This is a genomic window from Mesorhizobium mediterraneum (assembly GCF_002284565.1).
In the GTDB taxonomy this organism is placed as follows: domain Bacteria; phylum Pseudomonadota; class Alphaproteobacteria; order Rhizobiales; family Rhizobiaceae; genus Mesorhizobium; species Mesorhizobium mediterraneum.
The window spans coordinates 287,700-300,921 of record NZ_NPKI01000011.1 but is presented as its reverse complement, the minus strand read 5'-3'; the positions used below and the strand labels follow the sequence as shown (position 1 = coordinate 300,921).

The 13,222-nt window shown below is 62.8% G+C and carries 15 protein-coding genes; 4 read left to right on the top strand and 11 right to left on the bottom strand.

Going from position 1 to position 13,222, the window contains the following annotated elements; all coding sequences use genetic code 11:
- Position 1 precedes the first annotated feature (1 nt).
- Genes CIT25_RS06565 through CIT25_RS06550 form a run of 4 tightly spaced genes read left to right on the top strand, consistent with a single transcriptional unit; the run spans position 2 to position 2,983 of the window.
- Positions 2-1,114 carry a mandelate racemase/muconate lactonizing enzyme family protein gene (locus tag CIT25_RS06565; RefSeq protein WP_095483736.1) on the top strand — a complete coding sequence of 371 codons (1,113 nt, stop codon included), beginning with the start codon at positions 2-4 and terminating at the stop codon, positions 1,112-1,114.
- 10 nt (positions 1,115-1,124) lie between these two features.
- Positions 1,125-1,454: an L-rhamnose mutarotase gene (locus CIT25_RS06560; protein ID WP_095483735.1), complete on the top strand. Its 330-nt coding sequence runs from the start codon at positions 1,125-1,127 to the stop codon at positions 1,452-1,454.
- Positions 1,447-2,523, top strand: a complete 1,077-nt coding sequence (locus CIT25_RS06555; RefSeq protein ID WP_095483734.1) for a Gfo/Idh/MocA family protein — start codon at positions 1,447-1,449, stop codon at positions 2,521-2,523. The genes CIT25_RS06560 and CIT25_RS06555 overlap by 8 nt, the downstream gene beginning before the upstream one ends.
- Before the next feature lies 1 nt (position 2,524).
- Positions 2,525-2,983: a MaoC/PaaZ C-terminal domain-containing protein gene (locus CIT25_RS06550; RefSeq protein WP_095483733.1), complete on the top strand. Its 459-nt coding sequence runs from the start codon at positions 2,525-2,527 to the stop codon at positions 2,981-2,983.
- Between the two features lie 21 nt (positions 2,984-3,004).
- On the opposite strand, the gene CIT25_RS06545 is transcribed toward CIT25_RS06550, so the two are convergent.
- The 11 genes from CIT25_RS06545 to CIT25_RS06495 all read right to left on the bottom strand — a co-directional run bounded on the left by CIT25_RS06545 (position 3,005) and on the right by CIT25_RS06495 (position 13,106).
- Positions 3,005-3,961 carry a C-terminal binding protein gene (locus tag CIT25_RS06545; protein ID WP_095483732.1) on the bottom strand — a complete coding sequence of 319 codons (957 nt, stop codon included), beginning with the start codon at positions 3,959-3,961 and terminating at the stop codon, positions 3,005-3,007.
- Between the two features lie 15 nt (positions 3,962-3,976).
- Positions 3,977-4,732 carry an HpcH/HpaI aldolase family protein gene (locus CIT25_RS06540; RefSeq protein ID WP_095483731.1) on the bottom strand — a complete coding sequence of 252 codons (756 nt, stop codon included), beginning with the start codon at positions 4,730-4,732 and terminating at the stop codon, positions 3,977-3,979.
- 66 nt (positions 4,733-4,798) lie between these two features.
- Positions 4,799-5,497: a hypothetical protein gene (locus tag CIT25_RS06535; RefSeq protein ID WP_095483730.1), complete on the bottom strand. Its 699-nt coding sequence runs from the start codon at positions 5,495-5,497 to the stop codon at positions 4,799-4,801.
- Between the two features lie 26 nt (positions 5,498-5,523).
- Positions 5,524-6,834 (bottom strand): TRAP transporter large permease, encoded by a 1,311-nt coding sequence (locus CIT25_RS06530; RefSeq protein ID WP_095483729.1) that lies wholly within the window; start codon positions 6,832-6,834, stop codon positions 5,524-5,526.
- Between the two features lie 4 nt (positions 6,835-6,838).
- The gene (locus CIT25_RS06525) at positions 6,839-7,351 is read right to left on the bottom strand and encodes a TRAP transporter small permease (RefSeq protein ID WP_095483728.1); all 513 of its coding nucleotides are present in this window, start codon (positions 7,349-7,351) and stop codon (positions 6,839-6,841) included.
- A gap of 61 nt (positions 7,352-7,412) precedes the next feature.
- Positions 7,413-8,390 (bottom strand): TRAP transporter substrate-binding protein DctP, encoded by a 978-nt coding sequence (gene dctP, locus CIT25_RS06520; RefSeq protein WP_095483727.1) that lies wholly within the window; start codon positions 8,388-8,390, stop codon positions 7,413-7,415.
- A gap of 95 nt (positions 8,391-8,485) precedes the next feature.
- Entirely contained in the window at positions 8,486-9,031 is a 546-nt protein-coding gene (locus tag CIT25_RS06515; protein ID WP_095483726.1) for a flavin reductase family protein, read from the bottom strand.
- The gene (locus tag CIT25_RS06510) at positions 9,031-10,125 is read right to left on the bottom strand and encodes an LLM class flavin-dependent oxidoreductase (protein ID WP_095483998.1); all 1,095 of its coding nucleotides are present in this window, start codon (positions 10,123-10,125) and stop codon (positions 9,031-9,033) included. The genes CIT25_RS06515 and CIT25_RS06510 overlap by 1 nt, the downstream gene beginning before the upstream one ends.
- Positions 10,125-10,841 (bottom strand): GntR family transcriptional regulator, encoded by a 717-nt coding sequence (locus CIT25_RS06505; RefSeq protein WP_158302521.1) that lies wholly within the window; start codon positions 10,839-10,841, stop codon positions 10,125-10,127. Before CIT25_RS06505 ends, CIT25_RS06510 begins: the two co-directional genes overlap by 1 nt.
- Before the next feature lie 387 nt (positions 10,842-11,228).
- Positions 11,229-11,876, bottom strand: coding sequence for a Vgb family protein (locus tag CIT25_RS06500; protein ID WP_095483724.1), 648 nt, complete (start codon positions 11,874-11,876; stop codon positions 11,229-11,231).
- A 9-nt stretch (positions 11,877-11,885) separates the two neighbouring features.
- A complete protein-coding gene (locus CIT25_RS06495) occupies positions 11,886-13,106 on the bottom strand; it encodes a helix-turn-helix domain-containing protein (RefSeq protein WP_095483723.1) in 1,221 nt (406 codons plus the stop codon).
- Between the last annotated feature and the right edge of the window lie 116 nt (positions 13,107-13,222).

Sequence of the window (13,222 nt, the reverse complement as noted above, 5' to 3'; positions counted from 1 at the left end):
CATGGCCAAGATCGAAAAAGTCGAACTGCGGATGGTCGACCTGGTGCCGAAGGTCAAGCGCACCGATGCGATCCAGAGTTTTGTCAGCCAGGAAACGCCGATCGTCACCATCACCGACGCCGACGGCGCGATCGGCACTGGCTACAGCTACACGATCGGCACCGGCGGCTCCTCGGTGATGCGGCTGTTGGCCGACCATCTTGTGCCGCGGCTGATCGGCCGCGACGCCGACATGATCGAGGCGATCTGGCACGAGCTCGAATTCGCCACCCATGCCACGACGATCGGCGCAATCACGGCAATCGCGCTGGCGGCCATCGATACCGCACTTTGGGACCTGCGGGCGAAGAAACAGGGGCTACCGCTGTGGAAACTGGCCGGCGGCGCCAAGGACCGCTGCCCGCTCTACACGACCGAGGGCGGCTGGCTGCATATCGAGACCGAGGCGCTGGTCGAGGACGCGCTGGCCGCCAAGGCAAAGGGTTTTCGCGGCTCGAAGGTCAAGATCGGCAAACCGCACGGCTCCGAGGACCTTGCCCGGCTGACGGCCGTGCGCCAGGCAGTCGGCTCATCCTACGAAATCATGACCGACTGCAACCAGGGCTTTTCGGTCGACGAGGCGATCCGCCGGGCGGAGCGGCTGCGCGATCTCGACCTCGCCTGGATCGAGGAACCGTTGCCGGCCGATGACATAGACGGCCATGTGCGGCTGTCGAATGCGACGTCGACGCCGATCGCTATCGGCGAGTCGCTCTATTCGATCCGCCATTTCCGCGAATATATGCAAAAAGGCGGCTGCTCGATCGTGCAGGTCGATGTCGGCCGCATCGGCGGCATCACGCCCTGGCTGAAGGTGGCGCATGCGGCCGAGGCGTTCGACATCCCGGTCTGCCCGCATTTCCTGATGGAACTGCATGTCAGCCTGACCTGCGCCATTCAGAACGGCCGATATGTCGAGTATATTCCCCAGCTTGACGACCTGACCGGCAAGAAAATGCGCATTGAGAACGGGCACGCACTGGCGCCGGACGAGCCCGGCATCGGCATCGACTGGGATTGGGACGCGGTCAAAGCGAAGAGCATCGCGGAATTCACGACCGACATAATGAAATAGGGAGCCGGACATGCAGCGGATGGGAATGGTGCTCGGCCTCAAGCCGGAAAAGGTCGCCGAGTATGTGCGGCTTCACGCTGCCGTCTGGCCTGACGTGCTGGCCATGATCTCCTCCTGCAACATCAGGAATTATTCGATCTATCTCAAGGAGCCGGAGCACCTTTTGTTCAGCACTTTCGAATATCACGGCACCGACTATGCCGCCGACATGGCGAAGATGGCCGCTGATCCCAAGACGCAGGAATGGTGGGCGCTGTGCATGCCTTGCCAGGAGCCGCTGCCGACACGCAAGGACGGCGAATGGTGGGCCTCGATGGAAGAGGTCTTCCATCATGACTGATGGCGTTTTCGATCCTGCCTCGCTCGCCCAGGCTTGGGGGCAGCCATCGAAGCCGAGACCGATCGTGATTTTCGGCGCCGGCTCGATCGTCGGCGATGCGCATTTCCCGGCCTATGCGAAAGCCGGCTTTCCGGTCCCCGGACTCTTCGATCCCGATCACGACAAGGCGGAAGAACTCGCGGCAAAATGGGGCGTCACCGCTTACCGGTCGGTCGAGGAAGCCGCGGCGATCGAGGATGTCGTCTTCGATCTGGCGACGCCGCCGGCTCATCATGCCGGCGTGCTCAGGGCGTTGCCCGACGGCGCCGTAGCGCTGATCCAGAAGCCGATGGGCAGCGATCTTACCGAGGCCACCGAAATCCTTGAAATCTGCCGCTCCAAAGATCTGAAGGCTGCGGTGAATTTCCAGCTCCGTTTCGCGCCGATGATGCTGGCGCTGAAGGATGCGATCGCCAAGGGCTGGCTTGGCGACGTGGTCGATTTCGACGCATGGCTGGCGCTGGCGACACCTTGGCAGCTCTGGGAGTTCCTGCTCAAGGCGCCGCGCGTCGAGATCGCCATGCATTCGATCCATTATCTCGACCTGATCCGGCAATTGCTCGGCGATCCCAAGGGGGTTCACGCCAAGACGCTCGGCTATCCCAACCACAAGGTCGCGCAAACGCGCACCAGCGCGATCCTCGACTATGGCGATATCGTGCGCTGTGCGTTGTCGATCAATCACGATCACAAGTTCGGTCGCCGGCATCAGGCCTGCGAGTTCCGCATCTGCGGCACCGAGGGCGCCGCCTATCTCAAACTCGGGCTCAATCTCGATTATCCGCGCGGCGAGCCTGACATCCTTGAAATCTATCCGAAGGGCGGCTCCGACTGGATTACGGTGCCGCTCGTCGGCGAATGGTTTCCGGACGCCTTCGTCGGCCGCATGGCCAATGTCCAGCGCTACGCTTGCGGTGAAGACGCCGAACTGGTCAGTTCCGTTGAGGACGGCTGGAACACGATGGCGCTGGTCGAGGCCGCCTACCGATCGAGCGCGGCGCCGGCAACACCGATCGCAACGAGGCCCTGACATGGAGCAGACGATCTACTTTGAAGACTACCAGATCGGCTCGTCGCGCATGACCAGCGGGCGCACCATCACCGAGACCGACTTCGTCGTGCATGCCGGCCATACGGGCGATTTCTTCCCTCACCACATGGACGCCGAGTTCATGAAGACGACGCCGTTCGGCCAGCGCATCGCCCATGGCACGCTGGTTTTTTCGGTCGGCGTCGGACTGACGGCAAGCGTCATCAACCCAGTCGCCTTCTCCTATGGCTATGACAGGCTGCGCTTCATCAAGCCGGTGTTCATCGGCGATACGATCAAGACCCGCACCACCATCTCGGCCAAGGAGGACGACCCGAAGCGGCCGGGTTCGGGCCGGGTCATCGAGCGCTGCGAGGTGATCAACCAGCATGGCGATGTCGTCCTGGCGGCCGACCACATCTACATCGTTGAGCGTCGCGACAAGCCCAAACGGGGCTAAGCTATTTGCAGCCGCGAGCAGTCATATCCGGTTGACCGGATAGACCGGCTTCCCGCCGCGCAGGACCGATGCGACATCGGCAAACACCTTGTTGCGGACCTCGGCGTAGGACTGGGTCGAGTAGTGCGCCGCGTGTGGACTGACCAGGACGGTGTCCAGCGCCAGCAGCGGATTGTCGGGCGAAGGCGGCTCCTGCTCGAATGTGTCGATGCCGGCGCCGGCCAAATGGCTGCGCCGGATCAAATCCGCCAACGCGACCTCGTCGACCAGGCCGCCACGGGACACGTTGATGAGCATCGCCCCTTGCTTCATGCGCGACAGGGCATCAGCCGACATGATGTTTCTGGTTTCCGGTGTCGCTGGAACGTGCAGCGAGACAATGTCGGCCCTGGCGAGCAGCTCATCGAAACCGACCGGTTCAGCACCGCCGGCCGTAATGCGCTCTGCCGGCATGTATGGGTCGTAGGCGATGATATGGTAGCCGAAGGCCCGTGCCCGCTCGGCGGTCAGACGTCCGATCTGGCCGAAGCCGATCAGGCCAAGGATCTGCCTGTCCGGCCGCGTGATGCCGGCGCCGTCGGTCATTGCGGCCCAGCGGCCGGCGCGGACTGCGCTGTCGAACTGTTTCAGCCTGCGCGTCAGGGCCAGGATCAGCGCCATCGCATGTGTGCTGACCTCCACCAGGTTGGCGTCCGGCACATAGGTTACCTGAACACCGGCACGGCTGGCGGCCTCGATATCGATCGAGTCGAGCCCTACGCCGAACCGTCCGATGACCTTGAGGTTCTTCAGTTCGGCCAGCACGCGAGCCGTGATCGGCTCCCGTAATACCATCAATGCATCGGCGTCACGGCACTGCTCGATCAGGGCATCCTCTGTGAGAAGCGTCTTTTCGATAAACTCGGCGTTCAAGCCGTCGAGATAGCGCAGCTGCTCTGCCTCGACTGACAACACGCCGTCGGTCTTGATTATCTTCATGCCAATCTCTTGCTATCAGGCGCTGCGCGCAGAGGCCGCACCGGCGGCAAGGCCGGCGCCAAGAAACATCGTGTCGCTGGCCAGCATGTAGAAGCTGATGCCGTGCTTCGACCATTTGCCGATATCGTCTGCCGAAGGGCGAAAGATGCCGACCGCCTTGCGGGCCGCGCGCGCCGCAGCCGCGATCTTGATAATCGCGGCATTGAGCTTGTCCTGGCCGGCTGGCCCCATGGCATCGATCGAGACCGACAGGTCGCCGGGACCAATGAAGATCACGTCGACGCCGTCGACCTGGACAATGTCGTCGATGTTGGCGAGGCCCTCGGCCGTCTCGACCTGGATCGCGACCGTCAGGGCCTCGTTGGCCGACTTGAGGTAGTCCGGAATCCTGTACCCATAACCGGCGGCACGGCCTGGACCAACGCCGCGTGCACCGACAGGCGGGTAACGGCAGGCCATGACCGCCATGCGCGCCTGCTCGGCCGTCGAGACGCGCGGCACCAGGACGCCTGAGGCGCCGGCGTCGAGCGCGGCCGCAATCCACTCCGGCGTGTGGCCCGGCACACGCACCATCGCAGGAACCTTGTGAACGTCGGCGGCGCGGACTAGATCCTCAAGCCGTTCGCGGCCAATCTGCGAATGCTCCCAGTCGATGCACAGGAAGTCGACCCCGCTGGCGGCCGCCACTTCGACCGCCACCGGATGCGGGATGGCGCAGAAGGTGCCGATGAGGCGATCGAGAGAGACGCATTTTTTTCGAAAGTCGTACATGAGATCTCCAGAGGTTTTTCGGCGTCGGCGAAAAACAGTTCGCGCTTACTTGGCGACGATCCGCGGCTAAGGATGCACGGCTTCCGTCGACATCGGAAAGTGCAGGCTGCCGCCTGAAAACGGCGGGAAGGTCTTGTAGTCGGCGCGCATCTCCAGCCGCGCCGGCGATTGCAGTGCGTGCGTCAGCGCCGCAGGACTGTCGAACATGACCCGGTTGCGCTGCATATGGTCGATCCGCGGCCAGGGCAGCGAGCCGCACCAATCCAGCCGCGACAGAACCTCGATGTGGCGGATGCCGGGGAAGCCCCGCATCAATTGCGGATGATGCGTCACATAGTGGTAGAGCCAGGCATTCATGTCTTCGGCCGGCCCGGGGTAGTGGACAAGATAGCTGCAGGGCAGCCCAGACGTCCTGACGCCAGCGTTATCGACGGGGAACGGACGCACGCACATTGCCTGCTGCGTCGGCCTCGAACCGGCGATGCTCGACAGCACACCCGGTGCGGTAAGCGCCTGCAGATGGCCGGACGGCGCGAGCGCCGCCTCCATGTCCGCCAGCTCGTCGAAATAGAGCTGGAAGCCAAAGACCGGCGGTGGCCCATCCTTGTTGAACATGTCCGTCGCCACTTCGGGCAGATAGATGTTTGCAAGCGCAAGACCCGGCGTTGTCGCAATTACGCGACGCGCCGCGTCAACGTCTTCATCGGCGATGGCCGGGTTTGCCTGACGGTCATCGTGGAAGAAAGCGAGATAGGCAAAGCGCATGCAGACACCTGCTGGATCGAGTTCGGCTAGATCAAATTCGGAAGGAAGAGGGCGATCTGCGGAAAGAGGACAATCAGCAGGATCAGCAGGAGGGTCAGCGCGATGTAGGGCGCCGCGGACATCGCAACAGTTTTGAGCGACGTGCCTTTCGGCGCAACGCCGATCATGATGAACAGCAGCAGGCCAAACGGCGGCGTCGTGAAGCCGACCTCATAGGCGAGCAGCAGGATCAGCCCGAACCACACCGGATCGTACCCGAATTGCTGGGCGATCGGCAGGAAGATCGGCAGCGTGATCAGCATCATCGAGACCTGATCCATGAACATGCCGAGCAGCAGGATGACCAGCACCATCATGAGCAGCATGGGATATGGTCCAAGATCGTAGCCCACGATGAACTGGATAAAGCCGTTCGACGCGCCGGAGAAGGCGAATATCTGCGAGAACGTCGTCGAGGCCGAGATGATCAGGAAGGTCATGCCCGTGACCTTCATCGCATCGTCCAGCGACTTCCAGACAACCGACCAGCTGAACCTTCGGTAGACAAACAACAACGCGAAGACGGCGGCACATCCGAGCCCTGCCGACTCCGTCGGCGTCGCTATTCCAAGGATGATCGTGCCGACCACCATGAACACGATGACGCTCATCGGAATGATGTTGACGGCAACCGCCCTCACCTTCTCGGCCGCAGGAACGGCGGGCACCGGATATTGCGGAGCGGCGTCAGGGTCGATCTTCGTCTGTGCGAAGATCAGCATCGCGTACATGACGACGAGAAGCAGCCCAGGTAGAGCCCCTGCTATGAGCAGCGCGCCAACATCGATCTGGGCCAGCGAGCCGAGCAAGACAGCCAGCGAGGATGGCGGGATGATGACCGCGAGGCTTCCGGCTCCAAGCACCGGCCCGTAGGCCATGTGCGGCTTGTAGCCCCGCTTCAGCATCTCGGGCACCATCAGCGAGCCCATCATGCCGGTATTGGCGAGGCTCGAGCCTGACAGCGCAGAAAAGATCGTGCCGGCGGCGAGCACGACATAGGCAAGACGTCCCCGCAGATTGCCGATGCACAGGTCGAGCGCGTAGATGACTTTCTCGCCGAGGCCGGAGCGGAAGAACAGGCTGCCCATGACGAGGAACATCGGCAGCGGGGCGAGCGCATAGGTCGAGACGGCGTCAGAGAAGTTGGCGATCATCTGCGTCACGCCGATCGAGCCGCCGAAGAACAAATACAGCCCGATCACATTGGTGACGAAGAACGCGAAGGCGACCGGCAGCCCAAGGCCCATCAACACAAGGATGGCGCCGACGAGCACGGCGAATGGAAACAGCCAGGCCATCCGATCAGAGCCCTTCCATTTCCAGAGGATCGAGCGTGTACAGCGTGTCATGGCCCAGCAGATATCTGAGCCATTCCAGCGCCGAGAGGTAGAAGGCGAGTGTGATGGGCAGAAAGACCAGCCATTTCGGCATGTCGAAGCTGCGCGTCTCATATTCGCCGCCCGACACGGCGCCTATCAGGGAAGAGAGCGCGACGCTGCCAAGGTAGAGGCAGACGCCGATGCAGGCGAGATAGACCAGCTTTTCAAGCACAGCCCGGGCCCGTGCAGGCAGAGCCTTGCGCAGGAACTCGACGAAGACATGGCCCTTGCTGTGGACCAGCCAGGGCATCGGCAGAAATGCCGCGTAGAGCAGACCATATTCCGTCGCAGACACCGCCCAGGCAAGCGGTCTCAGGCCCAGATTGCGGACGCATACATCGGCGACCACCGCGACAATGATGAGGCCAAGCACCACCTTTGCCGCCGCGGCCAGCGCAAGGCTCAGCTTCCCGATCGCTGCAAACAATTTGTCCATTCCCGACGGCCCTCATGCTCACCTTTGATGGAGGGGCGCAAAAGGGCACCCTCTCATCGGACTATTGAAAGAATTTCTTCAACTGTTCGATGTTGCTGGGATCGCGTTTGGTCATTCTTGCCCAGCTCGCCTGCGTGGCAGCCGCCAGGAATTTGTCGCGGCCAGCGCCCGTCAGGCTGATCACCTTCTGCCCGCCGTCGATCATCGCCTGTGCCTGCTTTTCAGACTCGGCAAGATTGGCGTCGTAGCTCTCTCGCTCGTATTCGACGGCCGTGTCGGCAAGCAGCTTCTGCGCCTCGGGCGACAGCGCATCCCATTTCGCCTTGTTGATCGAGACCAGCACATCGGTTTTGAAGAATTGCGGGTCGACGCGGTATTTGGTGAACTTGTCCCAGCCGAACGATGAATAGCCAAACACGGTATAGGCGTTGGCATTGACGACGCCGCGCTCAAGCGAGGTGTAGACGTCTCCCGGCGCTTGCACGATGACGGTTGCGCCCAGGGATTCGAGGAAATCACGATAGAGCGGCGACGAACGTATCTTCAGGCTGCTCCAGTCGATGCTGCCTTCATCATTGAGCTTTGGCTCGTCGATGGTGAAGATGTTGAAGCCCGAGCCCGCGTCGACGTGGGCCAGCAGATGGGCATTGGCCTTCTTCTCGAAAATTCCGCTGATGAAATCCCAGCCGCCATTCTCGCGAACCTCCCAGGGCGTCTTCGTCGATGCAGAGAAAACCTCGCCTTCGGGAACGAGCTCCAGGAACTGACCTGCCGGCGTGTCGATCACGTCGATCAGGCCGCTCTTGAGCGCCGCACCCTGCTGAATCGGCGGAACGACCTCCGGCCCGCCACGCACATTGATCTGAACCACGCCCTTGCCCTTTTCGTTCACCTTCTGAACGAATTTTAGGAAACTCTGTGCGTAGCCGTTCTGCGCAGGCGTAAAATGCACGGCATTGAGGACAACTTCTTCAGCCGTGGCGATACCCGCCACACCCGACATGAGTGCAGCCAGAACAAGGGACTTCCAAATGCGCATTGCCGTACTCCCTCTGATAGATCACTTCGCTTATGTTGGGCCCGCGATCGGGCCGATCTGAAATTGCGATCGCTGCTCCGCTGCGCGAACGGCGTCTAGTTGGCCTCATCTCCTACCGTCAGGAACCGTCCATGCGCGTAGAAGACCGGCGATCGGTCAGCGCGATCCAGCGCCACCCCCGAGACGATGCCGATGACGATCATGTGCGATGCCCGAACGATGATTTCGGCTACCCGGCACTCGAACATTGCCCGCGCGCCGACAAGCAAGGGCGCGCCGGTTCCGCCGCGCACCCATGATCCGGACGAGAACCGCGCCACGCCCTTGGCTTTGGTCATGCCGCCAAAGGCGCGCGCAACATTCTCCTGGTCGCCGGCCGGAAGATTGACGGAAAAGGGCACGCCTTCGCGAATGGCCGAGGCAAAGGTGCTGCTGCGGTTGACGCAGGCCAGCAGCGAAGGCGGCTCGGCGCTGAATGAGCAGACGGCTGTCGCCGTGATGCCGCAAAAGCCGATCTCGTCATGCTCCGCCGCGAGGATGGCGACCGAGCCCGCCACGGCCCGCATTGCCTGCTTGAAGGCGCGCGGATTGATGGCGTCGTGCCCATGCACCCATGGCGTCGGAATGGCGGCCGCCGGCATCAATTTACGCGAAGCCCGGCCTGGCGCATCAGCGGCAGCACGCGGTCACAGAAGAAGGGCAATTCGTAGGTGTAGTTGACGAATGTGAGGGCGGAGCCGGAATAGCCCTGGTCCATGATCTCAGTGAGATCGTCGACGATCTTTTCCGGTGTGCCGATGAGCGGGAACGTTCCAGCACCGCCGGCGAACCTTTGCCGATATTCGGTGAAGGCTTTTGCGTCATGCGAGTTCGCGAATTCCTTCTTCTTGCGCATATGCTCGTCGACCGCGCCCTCGTCCGCGCATTCAAGCGCGTAGTGCCGGTAATAATCCTCGGCTTCCTGCTGGGTCTCCCGGCAGACGACATGGCAAACTGTGTAGACGCCGACTTCGCGTCCGACTTCAGCCGCCCGGTTGGTGATGTCGACCACATGCGCGCGGCCATCGGCAATTTCGGAAAAAGTAGAAAAGAGGTAGTCGCAGTGGCGCGCCGCATAGTTGCGCCCCGGCGCGCCGAAAGCGGCGTTCATGGTCACCGGGCGCGGCGCCTGCAGGCTTGGCGGACGGCTGACGACCCCCTTCAGATCATAGAATTCGCCGCCAAAGTCGAACGGCTCCCTGGACTGGTAGGCACGCTCGATGATGTTGATCCATTCTTCGGCCTGATCGTAGGTCCGGTCGCCGACCGTCTGCCCGAACATGGCGAACTCGTCCGGGTTCCAGCCGCAGACAATGTTCAAGCCGGCACGCCCGTTAGAGATGTGGTCGACCGTCGCCAGCGCTTTTGCAGCCTGCAGCGGATGAACCAGCGGCACATGCACGGTCATGAACAGACCGATGTTCTCCGTGGCGACGGCGAGACCCGCCGCCCAGGTGAAAGTCTCGAACGACCACTCCCGCACATGCGTCAGACCGCCGAAGCCGCGCCAACGCGCGATCGGCAGCAGAAACTCCAGGCCGGCCCGATCGGCGATGCAGGCAGAATTGAGGTTGTCTTCCCAGCGGGCGCGCCAGCGCTCGGGAACGGTGGTCATTGCCAGGCCGCCATCGGCGTTCATCGAAAAGACGCCGAGCTTGAATCTGTTCGGCCCTTTCAGCGGATGCTGCTTTCTGATCATGATTTTCCCTGCCGCGGAATGCTCGCAGCTTCGTCGTCGAACTGTTGCAACGGCGGGCTCAGCTTCATGAAACGCTCCTCGGCGTTCTGAATGAAGTGGGTCATGCGGTCGTAAGCCGCGACGGCGTCGCGCTTGGCGAACGCCTCGTAGATTGCGCGCATGCCGGCCACGATGACGGCCTGCGTCGGCTGGTGCGACAGCGTCTTTAACCGGACGACGAGCACGTGGTCGGCGAAGCGGGCAATCGTTTGGGAAAGGCGATCGTTCTCGACAGCGCCGAGCCAGCAATTCCTGAATGCCGAATTGGCCTGGAAAAAGAGGGCGGCATCGCCGGCGGCGGCGGCTGCCTCTGCCTCCTGAAGCGCGGCTGCCAGCGTCTTGAGGCCAGCGGCGTCAAGTGTTCGCGCGGCGTGCGCGGCCGCCCGCGGTTCGAGCAGGCGGCGGACCTCGAAAATGTTGGCAATATCCGTCGCAGTAAGCGTGGGCAGCGTGAAGCCGCGTGTCGTGCCGACGAGATAGCCTTCATGCACCAACTGCATCAATGCGTCGCGGACAGGCATTCTGGAGATGCCAAGCTGGGCGGCAATATCGACATCGACGAGCTTCTGGCCAGGCGCCAGTTCGCCGCGCTGTATGGTCAGGCGGATCTGCTGATAGACCTGGGCACGCAGATTGCCCTCGCCAACCCGTTTGAACTCTATCGCTTCCGCCATCCACGCCTTCCCATGCGAAGATTTCGTATATGGTTGCGGCTGTGCTCTCGCGGTCATCCCGTTTGAAGTGCAGCCATATGTCGGCTGAATTTGACCTGTCAGCCATGTTCCCGGCCCAAGTGGAGCATAGGCTGGATCACCTGGCAAGATATTTTAAGTCTATAATGTATACTGTTTTGATTTGGCGAGCCGGAGGACGGCCGCGGAACGGCGATACCGCGATGAAAAGCAGAGGCGCGGTGACATGCAATCGGCGGGCAAGGGCTCCCGCGATCCAGTCCGCCATGTCGATGGCCAACCGACCTGCTGGCGGTCCCAGCAGACGGTTCGTCGAAGCTCGCCCGCGAGGGCCGCTTCGGTCACTCTGCTCACTGAGTCAATCGGGATTTAGGAGCCGGAGCCTCGCCTGGGCCGGCGGACGGCTCTCACCTTGCCGCTGTTTCCACCGCCGCAGAAAAACTGATCGCCGCCATCGGATTCGAGCCCTGACACGCCTGTTCCAGGCGGCATATCAAGCTTCTCCAGGACCTTTCCCGTCTCAGGATCTATCCGCCTGATGTCGCTCTCGTCACCTTCCCAGGTGCCGTGCCAGAGTTCGCCGTCGATCCAGGTGACCCCTGTGACGATACGGTTGGAATCGATTGTGCGAAGAACTGCCCCTGTCTGGGGATCGATCTGATGGATTTTGCGACCGCGATTCTGCCCCACCCAAAGTGTCCCTTCGGCCCAGGCGAGCCCCGAGTCGCCGCCGCCACCAGGCGCCGGGATCGTGGCCAGCACCTGGCCGGTCTTCGGATCGATCTTCTGGATGCGGTCTTCGGCGATCTGGAACAGGTGCTGACCGTCGAAGGCCGTTCCTGCGTGGGCGGCGACGTCGATCGAGCGCACCGCCTCGCCGCTCACGGGATCGAAGGCGTTCAGCCTGTCTCCCGACGCAAACCAGACGTGCTGACCGTCGAACGTAACCCCAGCCACCTGGTCGACACCCGGGAAGGGTCCATATTCGCGGAGGATTTCGGCTGCAGATCGTTCCATGGTTCTATCCTAGTAGCCCGACAGTGAACCGGGGAGTAACAAGATTGTCGGGAATCCCGGCACCGGTGGGGTCATCCAACGGCGCGCTCGCCCGCGGCCGAACGACTGCACCTTGCCTGCTGCCGCAAGCTGCTCGAGCGATCGCTGAACGGTGCGCGAGCTGGCTCCGAGCGCAATCGCGAGCGCCGAGCTCGACCACGACTCGCCGTCGGCAAGGAAGGCGAGCATCCCCGCATGCTGCTCTTCGACGGGCGGCGCCAACACGACGATCTCGGGCGCGCGGCGCGGCTTAAGCGCAAAGCCTCGCTTGGTCGCGCTCAAATCCGCCAGCGACCGCAGTTCCACGCGAAGCCGCCCGATTTCGACTCGCAACCGGGCGCGATGCGATTCATCGGCGTGCTTGCCGCCGAAGGCGCGGGCGACGAGCGTGCTCCTCGGCACGTCTGCGGGCCAGGCTTCGCCCAGCGTGCGCGCAAGCGCGAACAAGACCGGGCGCGTCGCGAGCGAGACGATCATGCCGGCGCCCCGCACGACATTGCGGCACGCGTCCACGACGAGCGCCTCCGACGCCAGCAGCGCTTCGACCTCTTCAAGCAGAAGCGGGCGTTCCTCGCCACGCGCGATCAGGCGCGCCGCGGGCGTGTTCATCACGAGGGATGTGCCTTCGACCTCTGCCGTTAGTGCCGGGATATCCGCCTCGCGCGCGGCATGCTCGGCGCGAGCGAGCGCAGCGCGCGCCGCCCTGGTCTGGAGGCGTCGGATCGCGATTCCCGCAACCACCATCTCGTGGGCGGCCCTCGACGCGGGTGGGAACGGTGTGGGGTCGAACCCGGCGAGCCTGCGCTCGGCCTCGTCGAGGCGTCCTATCAGGAGCAGGCGCCGGACCTCGAGATTGAGCGCATGCGCGGCATTGACGTGGTCGCCGTGCTTTTCAAGCGTCGACCGCGCGGCGTCGAGTGCCTTCGCCGGCCAGCCCAGGTCGCGCGAGACGAGTGCGATCTCGGCTTCGGCGACGACGCACCTCGCGCGGGCCACGGCCTCTTTCGGGCCGAAGGCGCGCGCAGCACTTTTGAGGAGAGCCTTTGCTCGAACGAAATCGCCGAGCTGCGCCATCGCAATGCCGCGCAGCGCGAGCGCAGGCGCATCGTCACGCAGGGCGACCCGCTTCAATGCGCCGAGGGGATCACCCGTCGCGAGGGCGCGCGCCGCAGCGGTGATCAGCGAGTCCATCGGAATCCCGTCACACTTGTAACTCTCACCATTCGATATCCGGTCCTAATCTATCTCAAGACCAACAGCCAGCGCGCCGCATGGAAAACGGTGCGAACGACGCAGGACATAGAGGA

Bases quoted from the DNA above. Each gene is read 5' to 3' on its own strand.
- CIT25_RS06565 (WP_095483736.1), top strand. From the start codon at position 2: ATGGCCAAGATCGAAAAAGTCGAACTGCGGATGGTCGACCTGGTGCCG.
- CIT25_RS06560 (WP_095483735.1), top strand. From the start codon at position 1,125: ATGCAGCGGATGGGAATGGTGCTCGGCCTCAAGCCGGAAAAGGTCGCC.
- CIT25_RS06555 (WP_095483734.1), top strand. From the start codon at position 1,447: ATGACTGATGGCGTTTTCGATCCTGCCTCGCTCGCCCAGGCTTGGGGG.
- CIT25_RS06550 (WP_095483733.1), top strand. From the start codon at position 2,525: ATGGAGCAGACGATCTACTTTGAAGACTACCAGATCGGCTCGTCGCGC.
- CIT25_RS06545 (WP_095483732.1), bottom strand. From the start codon at position 3,961: ATGAAGATAATCAAGACCGACGGCGTGTTGTCAGTCGAGGCAGAGCAG.
- CIT25_RS06540 (WP_095483731.1), bottom strand. From the start codon at position 4,732: ATGTACGACTTTCGAAAAAAATGCGTCTCTCTCGATCGCCTCATCGGC.
- CIT25_RS06535 (WP_095483730.1), bottom strand. From the start codon at position 5,497: ATGCGCTTTGCCTATCTCGCTTTCTTCCACGATGACCGTCAGGCAAAC.
- CIT25_RS06530 (WP_095483729.1), bottom strand. From the start codon at position 6,834: ATGGCCTGGCTGTTTCCATTCGCCGTGCTCGTCGGCGCCATCCTTGTG.
- CIT25_RS06525 (WP_095483728.1), bottom strand. From the start codon at position 7,351: ATGGACAAATTGTTTGCAGCGATCGGGAAGCTGAGCCTTGCGCTGGCC.
- dctP (WP_095483727.1), bottom strand. From the start codon at position 8,390: ATGCGCATTTGGAAGTCCCTTGTTCTGGCTGCACTCATGTCGGGTGTG.
- CIT25_RS06515 (WP_095483726.1), bottom strand. From the start codon at position 9,031: ATGCCGGCGGCCGCCATTCCGACGCCATGGGTGCATGGGCACGACGCC.
- CIT25_RS06505 (WP_158302521.1), bottom strand. From the start codon at position 10,841: ATGGCGGAAGCGATAGAGTTCAAACGGGTTGGCGAGGGCAATCTGCGT.
- CIT25_RS06500 (WP_095483724.1), bottom strand. From the start codon at position 11,876: ATGGAACGATCTGCAGCCGAAATCCTCCGCGAATATGGACCCTTCCCG.
- CIT25_RS06495 (WP_095483723.1), bottom strand. From the start codon at position 13,106: ATGGACTCGCTGATCACCGCTGCGGCGCGCGCCCTCGCGACGGGTGAT.